Source organism: Mesorhizobium sp. M0659, assembly GCF_040320605.1.
Taxonomy (GTDB): domain Bacteria; phylum Pseudomonadota; class Alphaproteobacteria; order Rhizobiales; family Rhizobiaceae; genus Mesorhizobium.
Map to the genome: position 1 here is coordinate 571,475 of NZ_JAMYPY010000001.1, position 19,763 is coordinate 591,237.

At 61.9% G+C, this 19,763-nt stretch carries 21 protein-coding genes and 1 tRNA gene; 14 read left to right on the top strand and 8 right to left on the bottom strand.

Annotated elements, in window-relative coordinates:
* Positions 1-62: 62 nt before the first annotated feature.
* A complete protein-coding gene (locus NKI31_RS02895) occupies positions 63-473 on the bottom strand; it encodes a hypothetical protein (RefSeq protein WP_023753345.1) in 411 nt (136 codons plus the stop codon).
* A 97-nt stretch (positions 474-570) separates the two neighbouring features.
* Between NKI31_RS02895 and phaC the strand changes: the two genes are divergently transcribed.
* From phaC to NKI31_RS02910, 3 genes are all read left to right on the top strand, one after another.
* Complete coding sequence (gene phaC, locus NKI31_RS02900; protein WP_352650311.1) at positions 571-2,406, top strand: class I poly(R)-hydroxyalkanoic acid synthase; 1,836 nt, start codon at positions 571-573, stop codon at positions 2,404-2,406.
* A 361-nt stretch (positions 2,407-2,767) separates the two neighbouring features.
* A complete protein-coding gene (locus NKI31_RS02905) occupies positions 2,768-3,889 on the top strand; it encodes a D-Ala-D-Ala carboxypeptidase family metallohydrolase (RefSeq protein ID WP_245275043.1) in 1,122 nt (373 codons plus the stop codon).
* A 323-nt stretch (positions 3,890-4,212) separates the two neighbouring features.
* Positions 4,213-4,287: transfer RNA gene (locus NKI31_RS02910), tRNA-Glu, on the top strand.
* A gap of 146 nt (positions 4,288-4,433) precedes the next feature.
* On the opposite strand, the gene NKI31_RS02915 is transcribed toward NKI31_RS02910, so the two are convergent.
* The 3 genes from NKI31_RS02915 to NKI31_RS02925 all read right to left on the bottom strand — a co-directional run bounded on the left by NKI31_RS02915 (position 4,434) and on the right by NKI31_RS02925 (position 6,153).
* Complete coding sequence (locus NKI31_RS02915; RefSeq protein WP_023688243.1) at positions 4,434-5,102, bottom strand: DUF2161 domain-containing phosphodiesterase; 669 nt, start codon at positions 5,100-5,102, stop codon at positions 4,434-4,436.
* 332 nt (positions 5,103-5,434) lie between these two features.
* On the bottom strand, positions 5,435-5,710 hold the full coding sequence (locus tag NKI31_RS02920) for a DUF6074 family protein (protein ID WP_352650314.1): 276 nt from the start codon (positions 5,708-5,710) through the stop codon (positions 5,435-5,437).
* A gap of 146 nt (positions 5,711-5,856) precedes the next feature.
* The gene (locus NKI31_RS02925) at positions 5,857-6,153 is read right to left on the bottom strand and encodes a DUF982 domain-containing protein (RefSeq protein ID WP_023688240.1); all 297 of its coding nucleotides are present in this window, start codon (positions 6,151-6,153) and stop codon (positions 5,857-5,859) included.
* A 279-nt stretch (positions 6,154-6,432) separates the two neighbouring features.
* Between NKI31_RS02925 and map the strand changes: the two genes are divergently transcribed.
* The 4 genes from map (at position 6,433) to NKI31_RS02945 (ending at position 9,528) form a co-directional block, all read left to right on the top strand.
* Positions 6,433-7,266 (top strand): type I methionyl aminopeptidase, encoded by an 834-nt coding sequence (map, locus tag NKI31_RS02930; protein WP_023681623.1) that lies wholly within the window; start codon positions 6,433-6,435, stop codon positions 7,264-7,266.
* A 113-nt stretch (positions 7,267-7,379) separates the two neighbouring features.
* Positions 7,380-8,147, top strand: coding sequence for a RadC family protein (gene radC / locus NKI31_RS02935; RefSeq protein WP_352650316.1), 768 nt, complete (start codon positions 7,380-7,382; stop codon positions 8,145-8,147).
* A gap of 189 nt (positions 8,148-8,336) precedes the next feature.
* Entirely contained in the window at positions 8,337-8,735 is a 399-nt protein-coding gene (locus NKI31_RS02940) for a RidA family protein (protein ID WP_023681625.1), read from the top strand.
* 172 nt (positions 8,736-8,907) lie between these two features.
* Complete coding sequence (locus NKI31_RS02945) at positions 8,908-9,528, top strand: isochorismatase family protein (protein WP_352650318.1); 621 nt, start codon at positions 8,908-8,910, stop codon at positions 9,526-9,528.
* Between the two features lie 9 nt (positions 9,529-9,537).
* Here NKI31_RS02945 and NKI31_RS02950 read toward each other — a convergent pair whose 3' ends face one another.
* Positions 9,538-10,470 carry a LysR family transcriptional regulator gene (locus NKI31_RS02950; RefSeq protein ID WP_352650320.1) on the bottom strand — a complete coding sequence of 311 codons (933 nt, stop codon included), beginning with the start codon at positions 10,468-10,470 and terminating at the stop codon, positions 9,538-9,540.
* A gap of 159 nt (positions 10,471-10,629) precedes the next feature.
* Here NKI31_RS02950 and NKI31_RS02955 point away from each other — a divergent pair, with 159 nt between their 5' ends.
* From NKI31_RS02955 to NKI31_RS02985, 7 genes are all read left to right on the top strand, one after another.
* Complete coding sequence (locus tag NKI31_RS02955; RefSeq protein ID WP_352650322.1) at positions 10,630-11,271, top strand: glutathione S-transferase family protein; 642 nt, start codon at positions 10,630-10,632, stop codon at positions 11,269-11,271.
* Positions 11,272-11,403: 132 nt separating this feature from the next.
* Complete coding sequence (locus NKI31_RS02960; RefSeq protein ID WP_352650324.1) at positions 11,404-12,330, top strand: DMT family transporter; 927 nt, start codon at positions 11,404-11,406, stop codon at positions 12,328-12,330.
* A gap of 227 nt (positions 12,331-12,557) precedes the next feature.
* Positions 12,558-13,442, top strand: coding sequence for a cytochrome c oxidase subunit II (locus NKI31_RS02965; protein ID WP_023667661.1), 885 nt, complete (start codon positions 12,558-12,560; stop codon positions 13,440-13,442).
* A gap of 22 nt (positions 13,443-13,464) precedes the next feature.
* Positions 13,465-15,234, top strand: a complete 1,770-nt coding sequence (gene ctaD / locus NKI31_RS02970; RefSeq protein ID WP_023681631.1) for a cytochrome c oxidase subunit I — start codon at positions 13,465-13,467, stop codon at positions 15,232-15,234.
* Positions 15,231-15,935: a cytochrome c oxidase subunit 3 gene (locus NKI31_RS02975; protein ID WP_023688233.1), complete on the top strand. Its 705-nt coding sequence runs from the start codon at positions 15,231-15,233 to the stop codon at positions 15,933-15,935. Before ctaD ends, NKI31_RS02975 begins: the two co-directional genes overlap by 4 nt.
* Before the next feature lie 13 nt (positions 15,936-15,948).
* Entirely contained in the window at positions 15,949-16,671 is a 723-nt protein-coding gene (locus NKI31_RS02980) for a heme-copper oxidase subunit III family protein (RefSeq protein WP_023667664.1), read from the top strand.
* A gap of 9 nt (positions 16,672-16,680) precedes the next feature.
* Entirely contained in the window at positions 16,681-17,079 is a 399-nt protein-coding gene (locus NKI31_RS02985; protein WP_023667665.1) for a cytochrome C oxidase subunit IV family protein, read from the top strand.
* Positions 17,080-17,142: 63 nt separating this feature from the next.
* Here the strand turns inward: NKI31_RS02985 and NKI31_RS02990 are convergent, their stop codons facing one another.
* From NKI31_RS02990 to NKI31_RS03000, 3 genes are all read right to left on the bottom strand, one after another.
* A complete protein-coding gene (locus tag NKI31_RS02990; RefSeq protein WP_352650327.1) occupies positions 17,143-17,964 on the bottom strand; it encodes a DUF2189 domain-containing protein in 822 nt (273 codons plus the stop codon).
* A 179-nt stretch (positions 17,965-18,143) separates the two neighbouring features.
* Positions 18,144-19,076, bottom strand: a complete 933-nt coding sequence (locus NKI31_RS02995; protein WP_352650329.1) for a heme o synthase — start codon at positions 19,074-19,076, stop codon at positions 18,144-18,146.
* 153 nt (positions 19,077-19,229) lie between these two features.
* The gene (locus NKI31_RS03000; protein ID WP_023667668.1) at positions 19,230-19,610 is read right to left on the bottom strand and encodes a c-type cytochrome; all 381 of its coding nucleotides are present in this window, start codon (positions 19,608-19,610) and stop codon (positions 19,230-19,232) included.
* Positions 19,611-19,763 lie beyond the last annotated feature (153 nt).

Consider the following 19,763-nt stretch of genomic DNA (forward strand, 5'->3'; position numbering starts at 1 on the left):
TTAGCACAGTTGGCTTGGCTAGGCGCCTTTGGCAAAGACCGCTTTCGGCGCGCGATATAGCCTTATTTGCAGGTAGGGTCGAGGGCGGGATCGCATTTGGCTTCGATCTGCTTCAGCGTGTCCTTGCCATGGTTCTTCGCCAGCGAATTCAGCGCCGCCGGGCTGGTGGACGGGGCACCGCCGCCGCCCTTGGCCACTTGCCCCTGCTGTTCGCCCTTCAACTGGGCAAGCTTGGCCTGCGTCTCCTCAGGGGTGAGCTGCTTTGCCGCCACCTGCGGTGGGATGTTGAGATTGGGATAAGAGCCGGTGTCCTGCGCGCCCTGGGTCAGGCCGACATTCATCCCGTTGCCGGTGTTGGCGCTCGTGCAGCCACTTGCCGCCAGCAGCCCTGGCGTCAGACAGGCGATTGCAACCGCGACGCGGCAAAAGCGGCCTGCCCCCGAAAAAATGGTCTTGCCGGTGTTAATCGTCATATTGTTTTCCTGGCAGCCGGGGTACAGCGCATTGGACCCGGTCAGATGTCCCATGATAATATGTCAAGAAAACGCCTCGGGAGGAACCCCGCGAGCCATGTCCAAAACACCTGATTCGAGCAAAGCGGAAGATGATCAATCTTCGACCGTCGAGCAATATCTGGTGAAAGACCCGGAACGCTTCGCGTTGAACATGGCGCGCATGGTCGAGCAGGCCGGCAAAGCCGCCTCCGCCTGGGCCGAGCCGCGCGAAAAGGGCGAGGTGCGCGATCATGTCGCCGAACCCGTGGTCGACATGGTCAAAACCTTTTCCAAGCTCAGCGAATATTGGCTGGCCGACCCGCAACGCGCGCTGGAAGCGCAGACGCGACTGTTCGCCGGCTACATGACGGTCTGGGGCAACGCCATCCAGAAGGTTAGCCCGAATGCCGAAGCGCCGGACGATGTGGTCAAGCCCGAGTGCGGCGACAAGCGTTTTCAAGACCCCGAATGGGGTCGCAACGCTTTCTTCGATTTCCTCAAACAGGCCTATCTCGTCACCTCGCGCTGGGCGGCCGACCTGGTCGAGCACGCTGAGGGCCTCGACGACCACACCCGCCACAAAGCGAGCTTCTACGTCAAGCAGGTGTCCAATGCCATCTCGCCCTCGAACTTCATCCTGACCAATCCGGAGCTGTTTCGAGAAACCGTTGCCTCGAATGGCGAAAACCTGGTGCGCGGCATGAAGATGCTGGCCGAAGACATCGCCGCCGGCAAGGGCGACCTGAAGCTGAGACAAGCTGACTATTCGCCCTTCGAGATCGGCAAGAACGTCGCGACATCTCCCGGCAAGGTGGTCGGCCGCAGCGATGTCGCCGAAATCATCCAGTACGATCCGACGACGGAGATGGTGCTCAAGCGCCCGCTGCTGATCTGCCCGCCCTGGATCAACAAATTCTACATCCTCGATCTCAACCCGCAAAAGTCCTTCATCCGCTGGGCGATCGAGCAAGGCCATACCGTGTTCGTCATCTCCTGGATCAATCCCGACGAGCGGCACGGCGCCAAGGGCTGGGAAGCTTACATACGGGAGGGCCTGCAATACGGCCTCGACATGATCGAGAAGGCGACCGGCGAGAAAGAGGTCAACGCCATCGGCTATTGCGTCGGCGGCACGCTGCTGGCGGCCGCACTCGCACTGCTGGCACAGGAAGGCGACAACCGCATCAAATCGGCGACCTTCTTCACCACGCAGGTCGACTTCACCCATGCCGGCGACCTGAAAGTCTTCGTCGACGAGGACCAAGTGGCAGCGGTCGAGAAATCGATGAACGAAAAGGGCTACCTCGACGGCACCAAGATGGCGACCGCCTTCAACATGCTGCGCTCGGGCGACCTGATCTGGCCTTATGTCATCAACAACTACATGCGCGGCAAGGATCCCCTTCCCTTCGACCTGCTCTACTGGAACGCCGATTCCACCCGCATGGCGGCCGCCAACCACTCTTTCTACCTGCGCAACTGTTATCTCGAGAACAATCTGACGCGTGGCGTGATGGAACTCGCCGGCCGCACTTTGTCGCTGGCCGACGTCACCATCCCGGTTTACAACCTGGCGTCGAAGGAAGATCACATCGCGCCGGCCCTTTCCGTGTTTCTCGGCTCGCAATATTTCGGCGGTGACGTCGAGTTTGTGATGGCTGGTTCCGGCCACATTGCCGGTGTCGTCAACCCGCCGGCAGCCAAGAAATACCAGTACTGGACCGGCGGCAAACCGACAGGCGATTTTGACCAGTGGCTCGCCTCCGCGGTGGAGCATCCCGGCTCCTGGTGGACGCATTGGCAGCACTGGATCGAGACCCAGGACGACACCCTCGTTCCGGCCCGCAAACCGGGCAAGCACATGAAAACCCTGGGTGATGCCCCCGGCACCTATGTGAAGGTGCGTGTGTAACGGCCGGCACCTTTTTGCAGGTGCCTGTGTGTAACGGAATGTAATGTCTGGTGAGTTGACGAGCCGGCAAAACGGGGCGAAATGGTGTCGTCAACCTTCAAGAAGCCTCAATTGGCCTCCAACGAGCAAATAATTCAGAGGCTTGCAGAATTGACACAAGTCTCGTTTCCGGCTTGGGAACACAAGGTTATTGGATGTGAACGTTTCGACGCCGCACCAATAGCAGGCCGACCGGACACCGAGGGGGAATTTAGTTTTGAAATCAGTAGGATCGCGTCTCGCGGGGAGAGAAGGTCGCACTATAGCGGCAGCGCTTTTCTCCGTGCTTCTGGCGTCCTGCACCTCCGCTGGCGACCCCACAATGTCCGTCGGCATGCCTGGCTACAACGCGACCGCTTCTGACATCTCCGCGGCTTCCGGCGCCAGCCCTGCGGCGCCGGGCGATTCGACCGTGCAGGTCACATCCACCGGGCCGCAGATGATGATGACGGCAGCGGGCGATGCGACACTGCCCGAGCAGGTCGCCTATGTGCCGGTGGCCAAGCCCGGCACCGGCTTCCCGGTCAATGTTCCCGCCGGCTCCGAAACCATTGTCGGCCAGACGCCGCAGTCGCTGCAGCAGTCAGCACAGACGGCGGCCGCAACGGACGCCGTGGCGCAGAAGATCGCCGCCGCCGATGCCGGCGTGACCGCACCGAAAGCGACGGCAGCGGCGCCCGCGACCAACGAGGTCTACGTGACCGCCGCGCCCCAGCAGATCGACACGCCGAAGAAGGGCTTCCTGGCCTCACTGTTCAGCACCACGCCAACCTCGGCGGCACCTGCTCCGCTGGTCAACTCGCGCTCGGGCGAACAGCCTGCGGTTGCTTCCCAGAAGGCCGCCCCGGCAAAGCCGATCATCACGCTAGCGTCAGCCAATTCCGCCGACAAGCCCTTGCAGCTTGCCTCGCTTGGCAACGAGAGCAACCACATCACCGGCAGCGATGCCTTGCCCGGCGTGCGCCAGACGGCGCTGTTCGAGATCAAGCGCAAATCCGGCCTCGACGACGAAAGCGACGTCGACCTGAACGAGGACGAGGGTTCGGGCGGCGCCTATCAGGTGGCCTCCGCCGCCGGCCTCGCCCGGCTGGCGCCCAATGGCCTGTTGAAGCAAAACGAGAGCGTCGACGTCGCCTGCCTGAAGCCGTCGCTGGTGCGTGTGCTGAAGACCATCGAAGGCCATTACGGCCGCAAGATGATGGTCACATCAGGCTACCGCGACCCGGCCCGCAACCGCCGCGCCAACGGCGCCAAGAATTCGCTGCACATGTATTGCGCCGCCGCCGACATCCAGGTTCCCGGCGTCTCCAAATGGGAACTGGCGAGCTACATCCGAACCATGCCCGGCCGCGGCGGCGTCGGCACCTACTGCCATACCGAATCCGTTCACGTCGACGTCGGCCCCGAGCGCGACTGGAACTGGCGCTGCCGCCGGCGGGGTTAGCATCCCCATTCGGCAAACGCGCCGAGGGGCCGTTAGCAGCCTGCCGTTTTTCCCGATTAGCTATCAGCGACGTTCGAGATTAGCCGAGGCACCCGCGACTTCGTCATCCTATGGCGAAGCAAGGCGCGCAGCGACGCAGCGAAGACCATAGGATGACGACTGCGCGGCGCGTTCATCCAAAGATGTGCAACGACGCGAGGCCAGAAACCTGCGCTGGCTCACCAAACTGGCTTTTCTTGCCCCTCTTGAAAAAAGTTTCCGCATCTGGCGGCTGATGGGTTGCCGGTTGGCAACAACGCAATTATAAGCCGCTTCGTCTGAGCGCGCCCATCGTCTAGCGGTTAGGACACCGCCCTTTCACGGCGGTAACAGGGGTTCGATTCCCCTTGGGCGTACCAGATCTTTCAGGAAAACAGGAAGCCTCGCGGCAGCCGCCGAACTAGCAGCGGCTGGAAGGGTGACGCGGCGCATCGGTTGAAACGGCGAACAGCGGCTGCCGTGCCGAGGTTTCACTCGGCGCCTGCTCGCGGCAATCTCCGGCCACTCACCCTTGGTCGTGCGCTACCTGCGGCCAGCGCTGTAACGCCGCGTGGCCACCCTCGGTCAGCGCGTAGACGCCGCGCTCGGCCCTGGCGAACCAGCCATAGACATTGTCCAATAGGATGCTGGCCGCGCGCGGCGAAATCGCTTTCAGATCGCGCGGGCGTTTCGGCCCGTCGGTCATGGCTGCGGCGCAGGCCAGCGCATCCTGCCGGTAGGCCGTCATGATCGGGGCTCGCGAGCCACCGCCGACCACCGGATCGCCGCGCCGGCGCCGGTGTTCCTCCATCAGCCGCGAGCGCCGCTTTGGATCGCGACGCGGCGGCAGAGCGGCCGGGCTGAGCAGCAATTCGACCTCCCCCTTGCCGCTGACAGCCAGAAGCCCGAAGCCGAGCCGCCGGCACAGCGCGCGAAAACGGCGGTCGTGCTCGCGGCCTTTGCCACGCGCCGACATGCGCGCGGCCAGCCACACTTCGTCGCATGCCGCCGCGCGATCGACACCTTGCAGCACCAGTTCGAGGTTGAACTGCAATTTCAGTTCGCAGATGACCAGCACAGGCGGCTCGCCGTCGCGCACCGCCACGATATCGCAGTGGCCGACTTCGCCCTTCACCGTGAATTCCAGGCTCTCGAGAAACCGCTTCACCGGGATGTAGAGAGACGTTTCCTGCATCGCGCAGGCATAGCCGATTCGGATCGGGTCGGCACAGGGATCGCCGAGAGGCCGACGCCTTGCGCTAAGCCGCCTTGAGACCCACTGTTTGCAAAGGCGGCCGTCAGGCAGGTCTCCGGCATGATAGTCCCGCCATAGCGCTCGACGATTTCCTTGGCGATGACCGACGTCGCCAGGGCCGAGCGCGACCAGTATTTCATCGCCTGTCTCGCGTTCAACAAGGCGCTCGCCGTGGCTGGGACGGCACAATCGACAGCGTAAGACCCGAGATACGTCGACGCCAAGACCGGTCCACGGTTGGCCACACAATGATGAGCGCGTGTGTTTTGAGGCTAGGGGCGGGTGCGCATCCGGCGCTGCCCTGGTGCGGCATCGTCCGCCTTGAAATGCATCTCGTCCTGGACCGCGGCGAAAAACCGGCGGACATCGTTGGCCGCCGAAGCCGCATCGCAGCCGGCCGCGACCGCCTTGTCGAGGAGTTCGCGCGCCGTGGCCTTCCAGAACGACGTGGCCGTGTCGCCGTGCAGTCTGCCCAGCCTTGCGGCGACCTCGCGCACCAGCACGGTCTGCCGATCTAGCGGGAAGGTACGCACATTGGCTGAAGACATGTTCTGCACCATGAAACCGACGCAACGAATCAGACGCTGCTCTATGGCTCATGCCTAGCTGTGAAGTCGGAAACGGAACCTTAACGCCGCGGAGTCCGCGCCGATTGGAACGAGGCGGTTGGCCGGCCTCCAGGCCAAGCAGAACTCTAGACCCTCAGGCCCCTCGCCTCGCCGGCGCGCTTGGCCGTAACCATCATGTCCCTGGCCAGCAGGCCACTGACCCGGCAAAACGCCATGAAGGCGCGCCATGCGTCCTCAGTCCTGACCACATCCACCGTGGCCCCGAAACAGGCATTGAACGCCGCTTCATAGACCTTGCCCTGTCGCTTCTTTGGCCAGTCATGCAGGATATCCAGCGCCTGTTCGACGCTGTATATTTCCTCTACCGGCAGCCCGGGCGCGGGCGCGATGCGCACCGGCACCTCGAATTGCAATCTGTCCATTCTATATCTCCCGAACTGGCGTCGACCACAGCAACGCCGTTCGTCGTCAAAAGTTGCTTTGGCTGCTTTTGCGCGAAAATGTGTCGTCAGTGCGATCTCGGCATTCGGAGGAGATCGCGCACCTGGATGTCATCTGAGCGGCCGCGCAAGCCAGGAATATCGCCAGTATCAGTCCATTGCCGGCAGTTCTTCCTTGAACCTTGCGGCTTGCAGTGCCAAATCTGGGGAAATTTTCTAACGGGCTGATATGCGCCGCCCGCTTACAGGCAAACGGACACTATGGTCACCTATCTCGACGCCGCCACGGCACCCCTCAGGAACACCGGCCAGATCCGCCTCTACGGCGAAGAAGGATTTGCCGGCATGCGCAAGGCCTGCGATCTCACCGCGCGCTGCCTTGATGAACTGGTGCCGATGGTCCAGCCGGGTGTCACCACCGAGACCATCGACCGTTTCGTCTTCGAATTCGGCATGGACCAAGGCGCGCTACCGGCGACGCTCAACTACCGCGGCTACACCAAATCGTCCTGCACCTCGATCAACCACGTCGTCTGCCACGGCATTCCAGACAACAAGCCGTTGAAGGATGGCGACATCGTCAACATCGACGTCACCTACATCCTCGACGGCTGGCACGGCGATTCCTCGCGCATGTATCCCGTCGGCACCATCAAGCGCGCCGCCGAACGCCTGCTTGAAGTCACTCATGAGTGCCTGATGCGCGGAATCGCGGCGGTCCGGCCCGGCGCCCGCACCGGCGCCATCGGCGCCGCCATCCAGACCTATGCCGAGGCAGAGCGCTGCTCGGTGGTGCGCGATTTCTGCGGCCACGGCGTTGGCCAGCTGTTCCACGACGCACCCAACATCCTGCACTATGGCACCGCCTCGGAAGGCGTCGAGATGCGGCCGGGCATGATCTTCACCATCGAGCCCATGATCAATCTTGGCCGGCCGCATGTGAAAGTGCTGTCGGACGGCTGGACGGCGGTGACGCGCGACCGCTCGCTGTCCGCGCAGTACGAACACACGATCGGCGTCACCGAAACTGGCTGCGAGATTTTCACCCTGTCGCCAAACAAGCTCGACCGCCCCGGCCTGCCGCCGGTCAGCTGAAAACAAGATCGCCTCAAGCCGCAGCTTTGAGGCGCCGTCGCCGAAAAAACTCGACCGCGCGCTGCTTACCGCTCTAATCTGCCGTCGAAGCCTTCGGGGAGTGTGGGGGATGGATGGGGAACAGCGGTGACGACGAACGGGGGTTCTTCTCCGAGCGGTGGCTTGAACCACCGGCGAAGGACAAGGCACCAAGAGACAAATCGGCGGAGAAGCCACACTATCACGGCCATCGCGACCGTTTGCGCGAGCGCTTCGTTGCCGGCGGCGCGGACGCCCTGCCCGACTACGAACTTCTCGAACTGCTGCTGTTTCGCCTGATCCCGCGCGTCGACACCAAGCCGATCGCCAAGGCGCTCTTGGCGCGCTTCGGCACTTTTGGCGAAGTGCTTGGCGCACCGGTGGCGCTGCTGCAGGAGGTGAAGGGCATCGGCCCCGCCGTGGCGGCCGACCTGAAGGTGATTGCCGCTGCCGCGCAGCGCATGGCGCGGACCGAGGTTCGCGACCGCGAGGTGCTGTCCAACTGGACGCAGCTTCTTGCGTACTGCCGCTCGGCGATGGCGTTCGAGAACCGCGAACAGTTCCGCATCTTGTTTCTCGACAAGAAGAACGTGCTGATCGCCGACGAGGTACAGCAGGTCGGCACCGTGGACCACACGCCGGTCTATCCGCGCGAAGTGATCAAGCGCGCGCTGGAACTATCGGCCAGCGCCGTCATCCTGGTGCATAACCACCCTTCCGGCGATCCGACACCATCGCGTGCGGACATCGAAATGACCAAGCAGATCATCGACAGCGCCAAGCCGCTCGGCATCGCCGTCCACGACCACATCATCATCGGCAAGAAAGGCAACGCCTCGATGAAGGGCCTGCTGCTGATCTGAGCCTGATGGGCGCCGGTGCCGTCATCCCAAACGCCACCGCTCGCGAGCCAATCAGCAACATTCCGGCTTGGCTCAAACGCCCACGCTTGCGGTGTAGAAGTGATAGTGCGACGGAAGCGCCCGCTTCGGCGACAATGTGGTAGACCCGCGAATACGAAGCAGCCACAGCCATTGCAGGAGATCTATTCAATGACGCTCGAATGCATAAATCCAAATGATCTGCCGATTCCGGAAATGTACTCCCAGGTCGTCGTTGCGACAGGAAGCAAGCTGGTGTTCGTCTCGGGCCAGCAGCCAGAAGACATACACGGCAAGCTCGTTGGCCATGGTGATTTCGCAGTCCAGGCGCGCCTGGCGTTCGGGAATCTCGGCCGAGCGCTTGCTGCCGCCGGCGCTCGGCCCGAGCAAGTCTGCAAGATCACGATCTACATCGTCGATTACAAACGCGACGAACACGTGCCGATCATCGAAGCGGCCCAGATCGAGCTGTTCGGCGATCACAAGCCGGCAAACGTAGTGGTCGGGATAGCGGTGATGTCTCCCGGCTACCTGATAGAGATCGATGCGATCGCGGTCATCGACCCGTAGGCCAAGGGAGGACGCGTCAAGTCGCCCAAACAAATCCCGGAACTCGCTGCGAGATTGCCACGACCTTGATCTCTCCATCTATCCACGATCACATCGTCATCGGCAGGAATTGCGATGTCTCAATGAAGAGCCTGCTGCTCACCTGATCAACGTCGGAAACAGGAAACACGCAATGCCCCAGCCCGGCGACGAACCATGGGCGTTCGACAAGCAACGCGCAGCCCTCCTGGTCATCGACATGCAAAGCGACTTCGTCGATGAGGGCGCCGTCATGGAAGTGGCCATGGCCCGCCATCGCATTCCGGCGATGCGGCAGGTGGTCGAGCTTTGCCGCGCGCAAGGCGTCCCGGTTATCTACACCCAGCATGTGCTCAGCGACCATTTCGATATCTCGCCGCTGGAAACCGGCTATCAGCCGAAGCTGAAAACCAAAGGAATGCGGGAAGGCAGCGCCGGCGCCGAAATCGTCGCCGCGCTTGCGCCCTTGCCTGGGGATGTCGTCATCAAGAAGCACCGCTACGATGCCTTCCACAACACGCAGCTCGAGACGGTGTTGCGCAACATCCGTGGCGCAGGCCGGGTCGACACGGTGATCATCATCGGCACCGTGACCAGCATCTGCTGCGAATCCACCGCGCGGAGCGCCTTCATGCGCGACTACAAGGTGGCTTTCATCAGCGACGCCAATGGCGGACTGGACGAGGCATCGCACAATGCAACCCTCGACATCATAGGCAAGGTGTTCGGGCGCGTGATGACCGTCGCAGAGCTTGGGAGCTTGTTGCGGAGTTGAGCCCGCGCGTCAGCTGGCGTGCGTCTCGAGCCTACCGCCGCCGAGCCTGCCCTCAAGAAGGTCGCGCCGCTGCTGCAATTCGCCGGAGACGAATTTGGTGAAGGCGTGGACGCGCGCCGTGCGGCGCAAATCGTCGTGCACCAGCACCCACAGCGCCGAGCCAATCTCCTCGATCAGCCCTCCGATCCTTACAAGCCCGGGCAGGCTGTCGCCGAGATAACAGGGCAGCGCCGCAACCCCGATACCGGCGCCCGCCGCATGCGACATCGTCACCAGGGAATCGGCGCGCATGGCGATCTCGACATCGGGCAGCGACGACCGCATCCAGCGGGCGACGCCGGTGTTGGCTAGGCTGTCGTCGGGCGCGATCCAGCGCAGCGCACCCAATCTCGGCTCCGGGGGTAGCGTTTCGGCGTAGGAACGTGTCGCGTAGGCGGCGAAGGCGACGCCCGAAATGCGCCGGCCCACCAGGATTTCCTGCGGTTGCGACACCGGCCTGATCGCCACGTCTGCATCCCTTTGCGTCAGGTTGGCGATGGAATTCTGCGTCATCGCCTCGACCCGTATGCCGGGATGGAGCTTATGAAACGCCGCCAGGATCGGCGGCAGCACCGACGCCATCAGCGTATCGGTGGTGGTGACCCGCAACCTGCCTTCGAACCTGAGATCCTGCCCCGACAGTTTGCGCGCCAGTTCATTGACCGTCTCGGCCATTGTGCGTGCCGCGCCCAGCAGTTCCTCGCCGCCCGCGGTGAGGGCATAGCCAGTCGGCAGCCGATCGAAAAGGCGGATACCCAGCCGCGCCTCGAAGGCGTTGACGCGCCGCAGCACAGTCGTGTGGTTCACGCCCAGGATCCGAGCCGCCGCCGCCAGCGAAGCGCCATCGGCGACGGCCAGCACCATGCGCAGATCTTCCCAGTCGATATCGCGTGAGCTGTGCATTCTTGCAGAAAGATAAAAGAAAGCGCTGCGCTCTGCGAGTCAAAATGACGCTTCGCTGTGCAAAAACGCAGAGCAAGCGGGCGAATCGGCATGTCGATCTGCGCATGCACGCACGCCATATGGAGTCCGACGACGAAAGAACGGTCGCGGAGAAGAGCCATGACGCCGATAGAACTCTACACCTGCCAGACACCCAACGGGCACAAGGCCTCGATCATGCTGGAAGAGGTCGGCCTGCCCTACTCGGTCCGCTTGGTCGACATCGAAAGGGGCGACCAGACCAAGCCTGATTTCCTGGCGCTCAATCCCAACAACAAGATCCCGGTGATCGTCGACCGGGACGCCGGCCGCACGGTCTTCGAATCCGGCGCCATCCTACACTACCTGGCGCGACGGTCGGGCAAGCTTCAGCCGGTGGGCGCGCAGGAGGCGGACGATACGCTGACCTGGACCTTGTTCCAGGCGGCCCATGTCGGCCCGACGCTTGGCCAATTGTGGAATTACAAAATCTTCGCGCTGGCAAAAATCCCTTACGTGATCGAGCGTTTTGAGCGCGAAACCGGACGTGTCTTCCGCGTTCTCGATAGCCGGCTAAAGCACCATGAGCACATTGTCGGCAAAAGCTACGGCATCGCCGATGTGATGACATGGCCATGGATCAACGCGGCCGTCACCAGGCTCGGCCTCAGCCTCGATGACGCGTCAGACCTGGCGCGTTGGTATGCCGCCATAGGCCGACGCTCCGCAGTTGTCAGAGGCATTGCCGTTCCCGCCCTGCCCGAAGCATCGGCTGCCGCTTAGATCATGATGAGATTTGGTTGAAATCTCATCATGACCTAACCCTTTGTTGTAGCATGATCTTTTCCAAAAACCGGCACCCACTTTTTGGGATCATGCCCTAGCCGCCGCACCTCGCATTCAAGGAATACGATCGTGGAAATCCTCTTCATCCCTCTGGCGCTTGTCGCCGGTGGCCTGCTTGCGGTGCAAGCCGGCGCCAATGCCCAACTTTCAAAGGCGGTCGGCTCACCCTTTGCCGCGACCACGCTTCAGCTCGCGGTCGGCGCCATCGTGCTGTTGTCGATCACGGCCCTCACCGGAACGACACCGGCTCTGCTTGCCGTTCGGCAAGCCGAATGGTGGCATGCGATCGGCGGCATGGCTTCGGCCTTCTACGTCGTTTCGACCATTCTTGTGTTCCCTCGCCTTGGCGCCGTCGTGTCCGTCGGGCTCTTCATCGCCGGGCAGATGCTTGCATCCTTCGCCCTCGACACGTTCGGCTGGCTCGGGATCCCCGAAGCAGGACTGCGAGCCGGGCCTGCCTTTGGCATGCTGGTCGTGCTTGCCGGTGCTGCCCTCATCGTTCTGGGACAGAAGGGCGCGGCGGACAATCTGGCGCCCTCGAAACTCGGCTGGATCGGACTGGCGCTGCTGGCAGGCGCCGTGCTTCCGGTGCAAGGCGCTGTAAACGCCTTGCTTCGGCACGACCTTGGCGGCGCGCCATTTGCGGTCGGCACCATCTCGTTCCTGGTGGCGATGCTGGCCATGGCCGCGGTGCTTCTGATCACGCTTGCCCTGACGAAGACGCCCCGCCCTCGCCTCGCCGGCCTGTCGTCGATGCCCTGGTGGGGCTGGCTCGGAGGTTTTGCCGGCGCCACCTATGTCACGACCGTGTTCACTGCCATCCCCGTCATCGGAGCGGCAGCTGCCGTCAGCCTGACGGTGGCCGGCCAGCAGGTCGCCGGCATCTTAGTCGACACCTTCGGCTTGTTCCGCCTGCCGCAGCGGCTTGTCTCCGGCATGCGGCTCGCCGGCGTCGTGCTGCTTTTGGCCGGCTGCATCATCATCAAGGCGCTTTGATCCCGCTGGAACAAGGCAAGCCGAATCAAACCAGCCCCTGCCCTCCCTGATTTGGGGGGTCGGGTGTCGCTCCGGCGTCACCAACGAAGCAAGGTCCGGCGCCGCAGAAGCAATTTTTCGCTCCTTCCACAACCGGCTCTAGAATTTCGATCGCAAATCACGCATGATGCACTTGGTATTTTCCCGGGACGGCTTCGCGCCCCCTGAAATACCGGGAGGAACGGGACATGCCCATAGTGGTTGTACTCGTTTTGATCGTCGTGGGCTCGGTGTTGTTCCACTTCCTGAGCCCATGGTGGTGGACTCCGATTGCCTCGAATTGGGACTATATCGACAACACCATCATCATCACCTTTTGGATCACCGGCGTCGTCTTCGCCGCGGTCGTCCTATTCATGGCCTATTGCGTCTTCCGCTTCCGTCACCGCGAAGGCAACCAGGCGGCCTACGAACCGGAGAACAAGCGGCTCGAATGGTGGCTGACGATCGTCACCGGAGTGGGTGTTACCGCCATGCTGGTTCCCGGCCTGTTTGTCTGGAGCCGGTTCGTCAATGTTCCAAGCGACGCAACCGTGGTCGAAGTCGTCGGCCAGCAATGGCAGTGGAGTTTCCGCTTGCCCGGCAAGGACGGCAAACTCGGCACATCCGACACCCGCGACGTCACCGCTGAAAATCCGCTGGGCGTGATCGCCAAGGATCCCAGCGGCCAGGACGACGTCGTGGTCGAAGCGGCCGACCTGCATCTGCCGGTCGGCAAGCCGGTCAAGATGCTGCTGCGCTCGATCGATGTGTTGCACGATTTCTACGTTCCGGAATTCCGCGCCAAGATGGACATGATACCGGGCTCGGTCACCTATTTCTGGTTCACCCCCACCAAGACCGGGACCTTCCAGGTTCTGTGCGCCGAACTGTGCGGCCAGGGGCATCCGATGATGCATGGCATCGTCATGGTCGATACCGAGCAGGACTATGTGGCCTGGCTCGACCAGCAGCAGACGTTCGCGCAGTTGTCGGCGCCGCAGCAGACGGGCTCGGTGGAACAGGCGCCGGGCAACGCGACGGCGTCAGCTCTAGAAGTTGCGGCAAAACTCGAAACTGTCGGGTCCCGCTGAAGGGCACGGAGGTGCTCCGCCTATGGTCGATATCACGCCTGCAGATGCCGTCCCGCCCGCCGAAGTCGCGGAAATGGAGCTTTACCATCCGCACAGCTGGTGGACGAAGTATGTGTTCTCGCAGGACGCCAAGGTCATCGCCATCCAGTATTCGGCGACCGCAACGGCCATCGGCCTGGTCGCGCTGGTGCTGTCCTGGCTGATGCGGCTGCAGCTCGGCTTCCCCGGCACGTTCGATTTCATCACCCCCGAGGCCTACTACCAGTTCATCACCATGCACGGCATGATCATGGTGATCTACCTGCTCACGGCACTCTTCCTCGGCGGCTTCGGCAACTACCTGATCCCGCTGATGGTCGGAGCCCGCGACATGGTCTTTCCCTATGTCAACATGTTGAGCTACTGGATCTACCTCCTTGCCGTGCTGGTGCTGGTGTCGAGCTTCTTTGCGCCCGGCGGACCGACCGGCGCCGGCTGGACGCTCTATCCGCCGCAAGCCATCATGACCGGCACACCTGGCGGCCAGGAATGGGGCATCATCCTGATGCTCGTCTCGCTGATCCTGTTCATCATCGGCTTCACCATGGGCGGTCTGAACTATGTCGTGACGGTGCTGCAGGCCCGCACGCGCGGCATGACGATGATGCGCCTGCCGCTGACCGTCTGGGGCATCTTCACCGCCACCGTCATGGCGCTGCTCGCCTTTCCGGCGCTGTTCGTCGCCTGCGTGATGATGCTGCTTGACCGCGCGCTTGGAACCTCCTTTTTCATGCCCGCGGTCGTCGAGATGGGGGAACAGCTACAGCACAATGGCGGCAGCCCGATCCTGTTCCAGCATCTGTTCTGGTTCTTCGGCCACCCGGAAGTCTACATCGTGGCGCTGCCGGCCTTCGGCATCGTCTCCGATCTGATCAGCACGCATGCGCGCAAGAACATTTTTGGCTACCGGATGATGGTCTGGGCCATCGTTGGCATCGGCGCGCTGAGCTTCGTGGTCTGGGCGCACCACATGTATGTCAGCGGCATGCACCCCTATTTCGGCTTCTTCTTCGCCACCACGACACTGATCATCGCCATCCCGACGGCGATCAAGGTCTACAATTGGGTGCTGACGCTGTGGCGGGGCGACATCCATCTCACCATACCGATGCTGTTTGCCATGGCTTTCATCGTCACCTTCGTCAATGGCGGGTTGACCGGGCTGTTTCTCGGCAACGTCGTCGTCGACGTCCCGCTGTCGGACACGATGTTCGTCGTCGCTCACTTCCATATGGTCATGGGTGTTGCTCCGATCGTCGTCATCTTCGGCGCGATCTACCACTGGTACCCGAAGGTCACCGGCCGGATGCTGAACGAGACGCTCGGCCGGTTCCATTTCTGGGTCACATTTCTCGGCGCCTACCTGATCTTCTTTCCCATGCATTACATCGGCCTGATGGGCGTGCCGCGGCGCTATGCCGAACTGACCGACGTGACGGTCATGACGGAGTCGGCGCATCACCTGAACTCGTTCATCAGCATCATGGCGTTTATCGTCGGCTTCGCCCAGATCGTTTTCCTGTTCAATCTTATCTGGAGCATCCGCCATGGGCGCGAGGCCGGTGGCAATCCATGGCGAGCCACGACACTCGAATGGCAAACGCCGCAGACGCCACCGGCGCATGGCAATTTCGGCAAGGATCTGCCGATTGTCTATCGCTGGGCCTATGACTACAGCGTGCCGGGCGCCAAGGAGGACTTCATTCCGCAAAACATGCCGGGCACGTTCGGCCCCTCCAGGGAGCCGGCATGAGCGTCATCCTGGTCTTCCTTCTCGTGATCGCCGGCTTTGCCGGCTGGTGGCTCTCGCATCAGCGTCTGATGGCGAAACCATGGCTCGAGCAAGGTGTGGCAGGAGATTTTGTCGCCTTCGACCGATCGAGCCTGCCGACCGCCAAGATTGGCCTCGGTGTCTTCCTCGCCGTGGTCGGCTGCCTGTTTGCGCTGTTCACCAGCGCCTACTTCATGCGTATGGCGCTGTCGGACTGGCAGCCGCTGCCCATCCCACGCCTGCTCTGGCTCAACACCGGCATGCTGGTGCTGAGCAGCGTTGCGCTGCAATGCGCCTCGATCGCGGCGCGCAAGCGCCAGATGGACACGGTCAGGCTCGGCCTTGCCGCGGCTGGGCTCACCGCGATCGCCTTCCTCATCGGGCAGCTCATGGCATGGCGGGACCTGACCGCCGATGGCTATTTTCTGGCCTCCAATCCGGCCAACAGTTTTTTCTACCTGATAACCGGGATGCACGGCCTGCATATCGTGGGAGGGCTGGTGGGCCTGGGCAGGACAACCGCCGGCGCCTGGAACGGGGCACGGCCGGAACGGCTTCGCCTCAGCGTCGAATTGTGCGCCATGTACTGGCATTTCCTGCTTTTCGTCTGGCTCGCCATCTTCGCTCTTTTAGCCGGCTGGGCCGCGACGTTCATCGATATTTGCCGGCAGTTGCTGACCTAGGAGGTCGAGGAGCATGGCAGAAACGACACTGACGCATACCGGCCAAACGGAGACGCGGCCCGCAGGCTGGCAAGGCATCGCCGCCGACTGGTCCTCGGATCAGCGCGCGTTCAAGAACGTGTCCTGGGGCAAGGCCATGATGTGGATCTTCCTGCTCAGCGACACCTTCATCTTCGGCTGCTTCCTGCTCTCCTACATGACCGCGCGCGTCTCCACACGTGTGCCGTGGCCCAATCCGAGCGAGGTCTTTGCGCTTCGCATCGGCGGTTCGGACATTCCACTGATCCTGATTGCCATCATGACCTTCGTGCTGATATCGAGCAGCGGAACGATGGCCATGGCGGTCAATTTCGGCTATCGCCGCGACCGCCGCAAAACCGCAATCCTCATGCTTCTGACGGCAGCGCTAGGAGCCACCTTCGTCGGCATGCAAGCCTTCGAATGGACCAAGTTGATCACCGAAGGGGTACGGCCGTGGGGCAATCCCTGGGGCGCGGCACAATTCGGCTCGACTTTCTTCATGATCACCGGCTTCCACGGCACGCATGTGACGATCGGGGTGATCTTCCTCATCATCGTGGCGCGAAAGGTCTGGCGTGGAGACTACGACGTCGGTCGTCCCGGCTTCTTCACCAGCCGCAGGGGTCGCTACGAGAACGTCGAAATCATGGGGCTCTACTGGCATTTCGTCGACCTGGTCTGGGTGTTCATTTTCGCATTCTTCTATCTTTGGTGAGAGGCTGACATGGCTGAAGCAACCGCAAACGGCCTCGGGCAACACGCGCTGCACTCTGATCATGCGCATGAAGGGCCATCGACCGGCGTCGCGGAGGTTCATCAGGAACATCCGATCAAGCTCTATCTGGTGGTCTGGGCATGGCTGTTCATCCTCAGCGCCTGCTCCTACATGGTCGATTATCTCGGCATCCACGGCTATCTCAGATGGTCTCTGATCCTGATCTTCATGATCCTCAAGGCCGGGCTGATCGTCGCCGTGTTCATGCACATGGCCTGGGAGCGGCTGGCCCTGACCTATGCGATCATCCTGCCGCCACTTCTGATATTGGTGTTCGTGGCGATGATGCTCTTCGAAGCGGACTACACGCTTCTCACCCGGTTGTCCTTCTTCGGACCGGGGCCCTGACGCACAGTCTTCATCTCCGGTCAAAGACCGGAGATGAAGCTTCCCATCAGCTGATCTGCAGGGTCAGAGGCCTACCCGCGTCGGGGACGATGGCAGCTCCACAACCTTGCGGTAGACATGCCAGGTGGCGTGACCCAGGATCGGCAGCACGACCGCCAGCCCGGCAAACACCGGCAGCGAGCCTATGATCAGGGCGACGGCGACAATCAGTCCCCAGACAGCCATGGGGATCGGGTTCGCCAGCACCGCTCGCACCGACGTGTGGATGGCTTCGTAGGCGCCGACGTCGCGGTCGAGCAGCAATGGGAAGGCGACAACCGTCGTGCACAACACCACCGCGGCGAAGACGAAGCCGATGGCGTGCCCCAGGACAATCAGAGACCAGCCGCGTCCGGTGGCAAATATTTCATTGATGAAGCCCGAAATCGATGCAGGCGGAGCCGGGCCGAAGAGATATTCGTAGAACACCTGCGCCGCCAAAAGCCAGGCGATGAAGATTGCAACCAGCATGATCCCGACTGCGGCGATGGCTGGCAGGGCCGGAGAATTCCTGACCTCGAACGCGTGCGTCCAGGAGGTGTCGAGCCCGGCTTCTCGTCTGCGGCTGATCTCGTAAAGGCCGATCGCCGCGAATGGACCGATAAGCGCAAAGCCGGACACCAGCGGAAACAACATCGGCAACGCATTGGCACCCGAAGTCCAGGCAGCGAGCACCACGCCGACAAGCGGATAGATCAGGCAGAGAAAGACGATGTGCGACGGTTTGACCATAAAATCGTCAACACCGCGCTTGAGCGCATCGAATAGATCGGAAACGCTGATTTTTCGGATTTTGGTGTGTTCCAGCGTTTCGCTGGCGCCTGCAATCACGTGAAAACTTGTCATGCCCGTTCCTCCAGACCAGGTCCGGCAAGGTCGCGGTTTCACGGTGCTGCCGTTCTGCATGACTGGCCACGCGAACCGCGACCTGCACCGCAATCAATATACTCCATTGACTGGAGCTTGTCGCCCGTTCTTACAAAAGGCTCCCGGAAGGCGAGGTTTCCGAACACAGCGTCATGCCGTCACCCTCCGGCTGACATGAACGCGCGCATTGCGATGGTGTCGGCAAGCAGCACGGCAAAGATCGCGAAAAGATAGAAGATCGAATAGGCAAACAGCGCCTTGGCCGGCTTCATCTCCTTGTCGAGGATGACCAGGGCGTTCCAGGCATGCCAGATGAAACCCGCGCCGAACGCAGCCGAAACAATCCCATAGACCCCGCTCGTAAATTCGAACGCCCAGGGCAGCACTCCGATCGGTGCCAGAAGCAGTGAATAGGCGAAGATCTGCCTTCTGGTCGAGGCCTGGCCGGCCACGTTCGGCATCATCGGGATGCCGGCAGCGGCATAGTCGCCGGCCTTGAACAGTGCGAGCGCCCAGAAATGCGGCGGCGTCCACAGGAAAATGATCAGGAACAGGATCAGGCTTTCAATGCCGATGGCGCCGGTGGCCGCCGCCCAGCCGATCATCGGAGGAAGGGCACCCGCTGCGCCGCCGATGACGATGTTCTGCGGCGTCGAGCGCTTCAGCCACATCGTATAGATGACGACGTAGAAAAAGATTGTGAAGGCCAGCAGTGACGCGGCAAGCCAGCCCACCAGCACGCCGAGCGTCATGACCGAAAGTGCGGAAAGCACCAGGCCGAAGCCGAGCGCTTCGCCGGCCGTGACGCGGCCCGACGGAACCGGCCGCTTTGACGTGCGCGACATCAGCGCGTCGATGTCGGCGTCGTACCACATGTTGAGCGCGCCGGCCGCTCCCGCTCCAACCGCAATCGCACCTATGGCGATCACGGCGATGACCGGGTTCATCGCGCCGGGCGCCACCATCAGACCGACGAAGGCGGTAAAGACGGCAAGGGCCATGACCCGAGGCTTCAAGAGCGCAAAGAAATCACTGGCCGTCGCTTCCGAGAGGCGGACGCCGGTATCCTTGAGGCTTTCCTTGACCGACATTTGAGACGACCATCGATGGAAACCGGGCAGCCTAGAGCAATTCCAGGAAAAGTGTATGCGGTTTTCCGTCCGGAATTGCGTAAGAACAAAGAGGTCGAGCGGATCGCCGTTTCCGTGAAACGGTGAAACGCTCTGGCCGGCCAAAGAGCCAGGTTACGGGGAAAATTGCTTCAGATAGGCGATGACGTTGGCGACGTCCTCGTCCTTCTTGAGGCCGGGAAACGCCATCTTCGTCCCTTTGACCATTGCCTTGGGGTCGTGAAGATACGTCGTCAGTGTCGGCTCATCCCATTTGACGCCGGATGTGCCGGCCGCGATCATGGCTTCGGAATATTTAAAATCCGGATGCGTGCCGGCCGTCCGGCCGATAACGCCATGCAACGAAGGGCCTATCTTGTTGGTGTCTTGGTCTGCGACGTGGCAGACCTTGCATTTGGTGAAGACCTTCTCGCCCGCCGCGGCGTCCTGTGCCCGCGATGGATTGGCGATGAAAGTTGCAACGGAAACGACGGCGAAAAACGCAACCAAGCGCATGGCATTCCTCCCTGATCGTCAAATTTGCCTGAGACGGTCTGCACATGCCGGTAGCACCAGCATGCGCCCTGCACGGCAGAATAGATTCTCCGCTCCTCCCCAGATGGAATTGCGGCACTTGTGTACCACAGAATCTGGCCGGTAGGTAGAACA

Coding starts and splice junctions, on each gene's coding strand:
- NKI31_RS02950 (WP_352650320.1), bottom strand. CDS start 10,470: ATGCACAGCTCACGCGATATCGACTGGGAAGATCTGCGCATGGTGCTG.
- NKI31_RS02895 (WP_023753345.1), bottom strand. CDS start 473: ATGACGATTAACACCGGCAAGACCATTTTTTCGGGGGCAGGCCGCTTT.
- NKI31_RS02975 (WP_023688233.1), top strand. CDS start 15,231: ATGAGCGTCATCCTGGTCTTCCTTCTCGTGATCGCCGGCTTTGCCGGC.
- NKI31_RS02990 (WP_352650327.1), bottom strand. CDS start 17,964: ATGACAAGTTTTCACGTGATTGCAGGCGCCAGCGAAACGCTGGAACAC.
- NKI31_RS02945 (WP_352650318.1), top strand. CDS start 8,908: ATGCCCCAGCCCGGCGACGAACCATGGGCGTTCGACAAGCAACGCGCA.
- map (WP_023681623.1), top strand. CDS start 6,433: ATGGTCACCTATCTCGACGCCGCCACGGCACCCCTCAGGAACACCGGC.
- NKI31_RS02940 (WP_023681625.1), top strand. CDS start 8,337: ATGACGCTCGAATGCATAAATCCAAATGATCTGCCGATTCCGGAAATG.
- phaC (WP_352650311.1), top strand. CDS start 571: ATGTCCAAAACACCTGATTCGAGCAAAGCGGAAGATGATCAATCTTCG.
- NKI31_RS02955 (WP_352650322.1), top strand. CDS start 10,630: ATGACGCCGATAGAACTCTACACCTGCCAGACACCCAACGGGCACAAG.
- NKI31_RS03000 (WP_023667668.1), bottom strand. CDS start 19,610: ATGCGCTTGGTTGCGTTTTTCGCCGTCGTTTCCGTTGCAACTTTCATC.
- NKI31_RS02915 (WP_023688243.1), bottom strand. CDS start 5,102: ATGCAGGAAACGTCTCTCTACATCCCGGTGAAGCGGTTTCTCGAGAGC.
- radC (WP_352650316.1), top strand. CDS start 7,380: ATGGGGAACAGCGGTGACGACGAACGGGGGTTCTTCTCCGAGCGGTGG.
- NKI31_RS02980 (WP_023667664.1), top strand. CDS start 15,949: ATGGCAGAAACGACACTGACGCATACCGGCCAAACGGAGACGCGGCCC.
- NKI31_RS02905 (WP_245275043.1), top strand. CDS start 2,768: ATGTCCGTCGGCATGCCTGGCTACAACGCGACCGCTTCTGACATCTCC.
- NKI31_RS02995 (WP_352650329.1), bottom strand. CDS start 19,076: ATGTCGGTCAAGGAAAGCCTCAAGGATACCGGCGTCCGCCTCTCGGAA.
- NKI31_RS02925 (WP_023688240.1), bottom strand. CDS start 6,153: ATGGACAGATTGCAATTCGAGGTGCCGGTGCGCATCGCGCCCGCGCCC.
- NKI31_RS02985 (WP_023667665.1), top strand. CDS start 16,681: ATGGCTGAAGCAACCGCAAACGGCCTCGGGCAACACGCGCTGCACTCT.
- ctaD (WP_023681631.1), top strand. CDS start 13,465: ATGGTCGATATCACGCCTGCAGATGCCGTCCCGCCCGCCGAAGTCGCG.
- NKI31_RS02920 (WP_352650314.1), bottom strand. CDS start 5,710: ATGTCTTCAGCCAATGTGCGTACCTTCCCGCTAGATCGGCAGACCGTG.
- NKI31_RS02965 (WP_023667661.1), top strand. CDS start 12,558: ATGCCCATAGTGGTTGTACTCGTTTTGATCGTCGTGGGCTCGGTGTTG.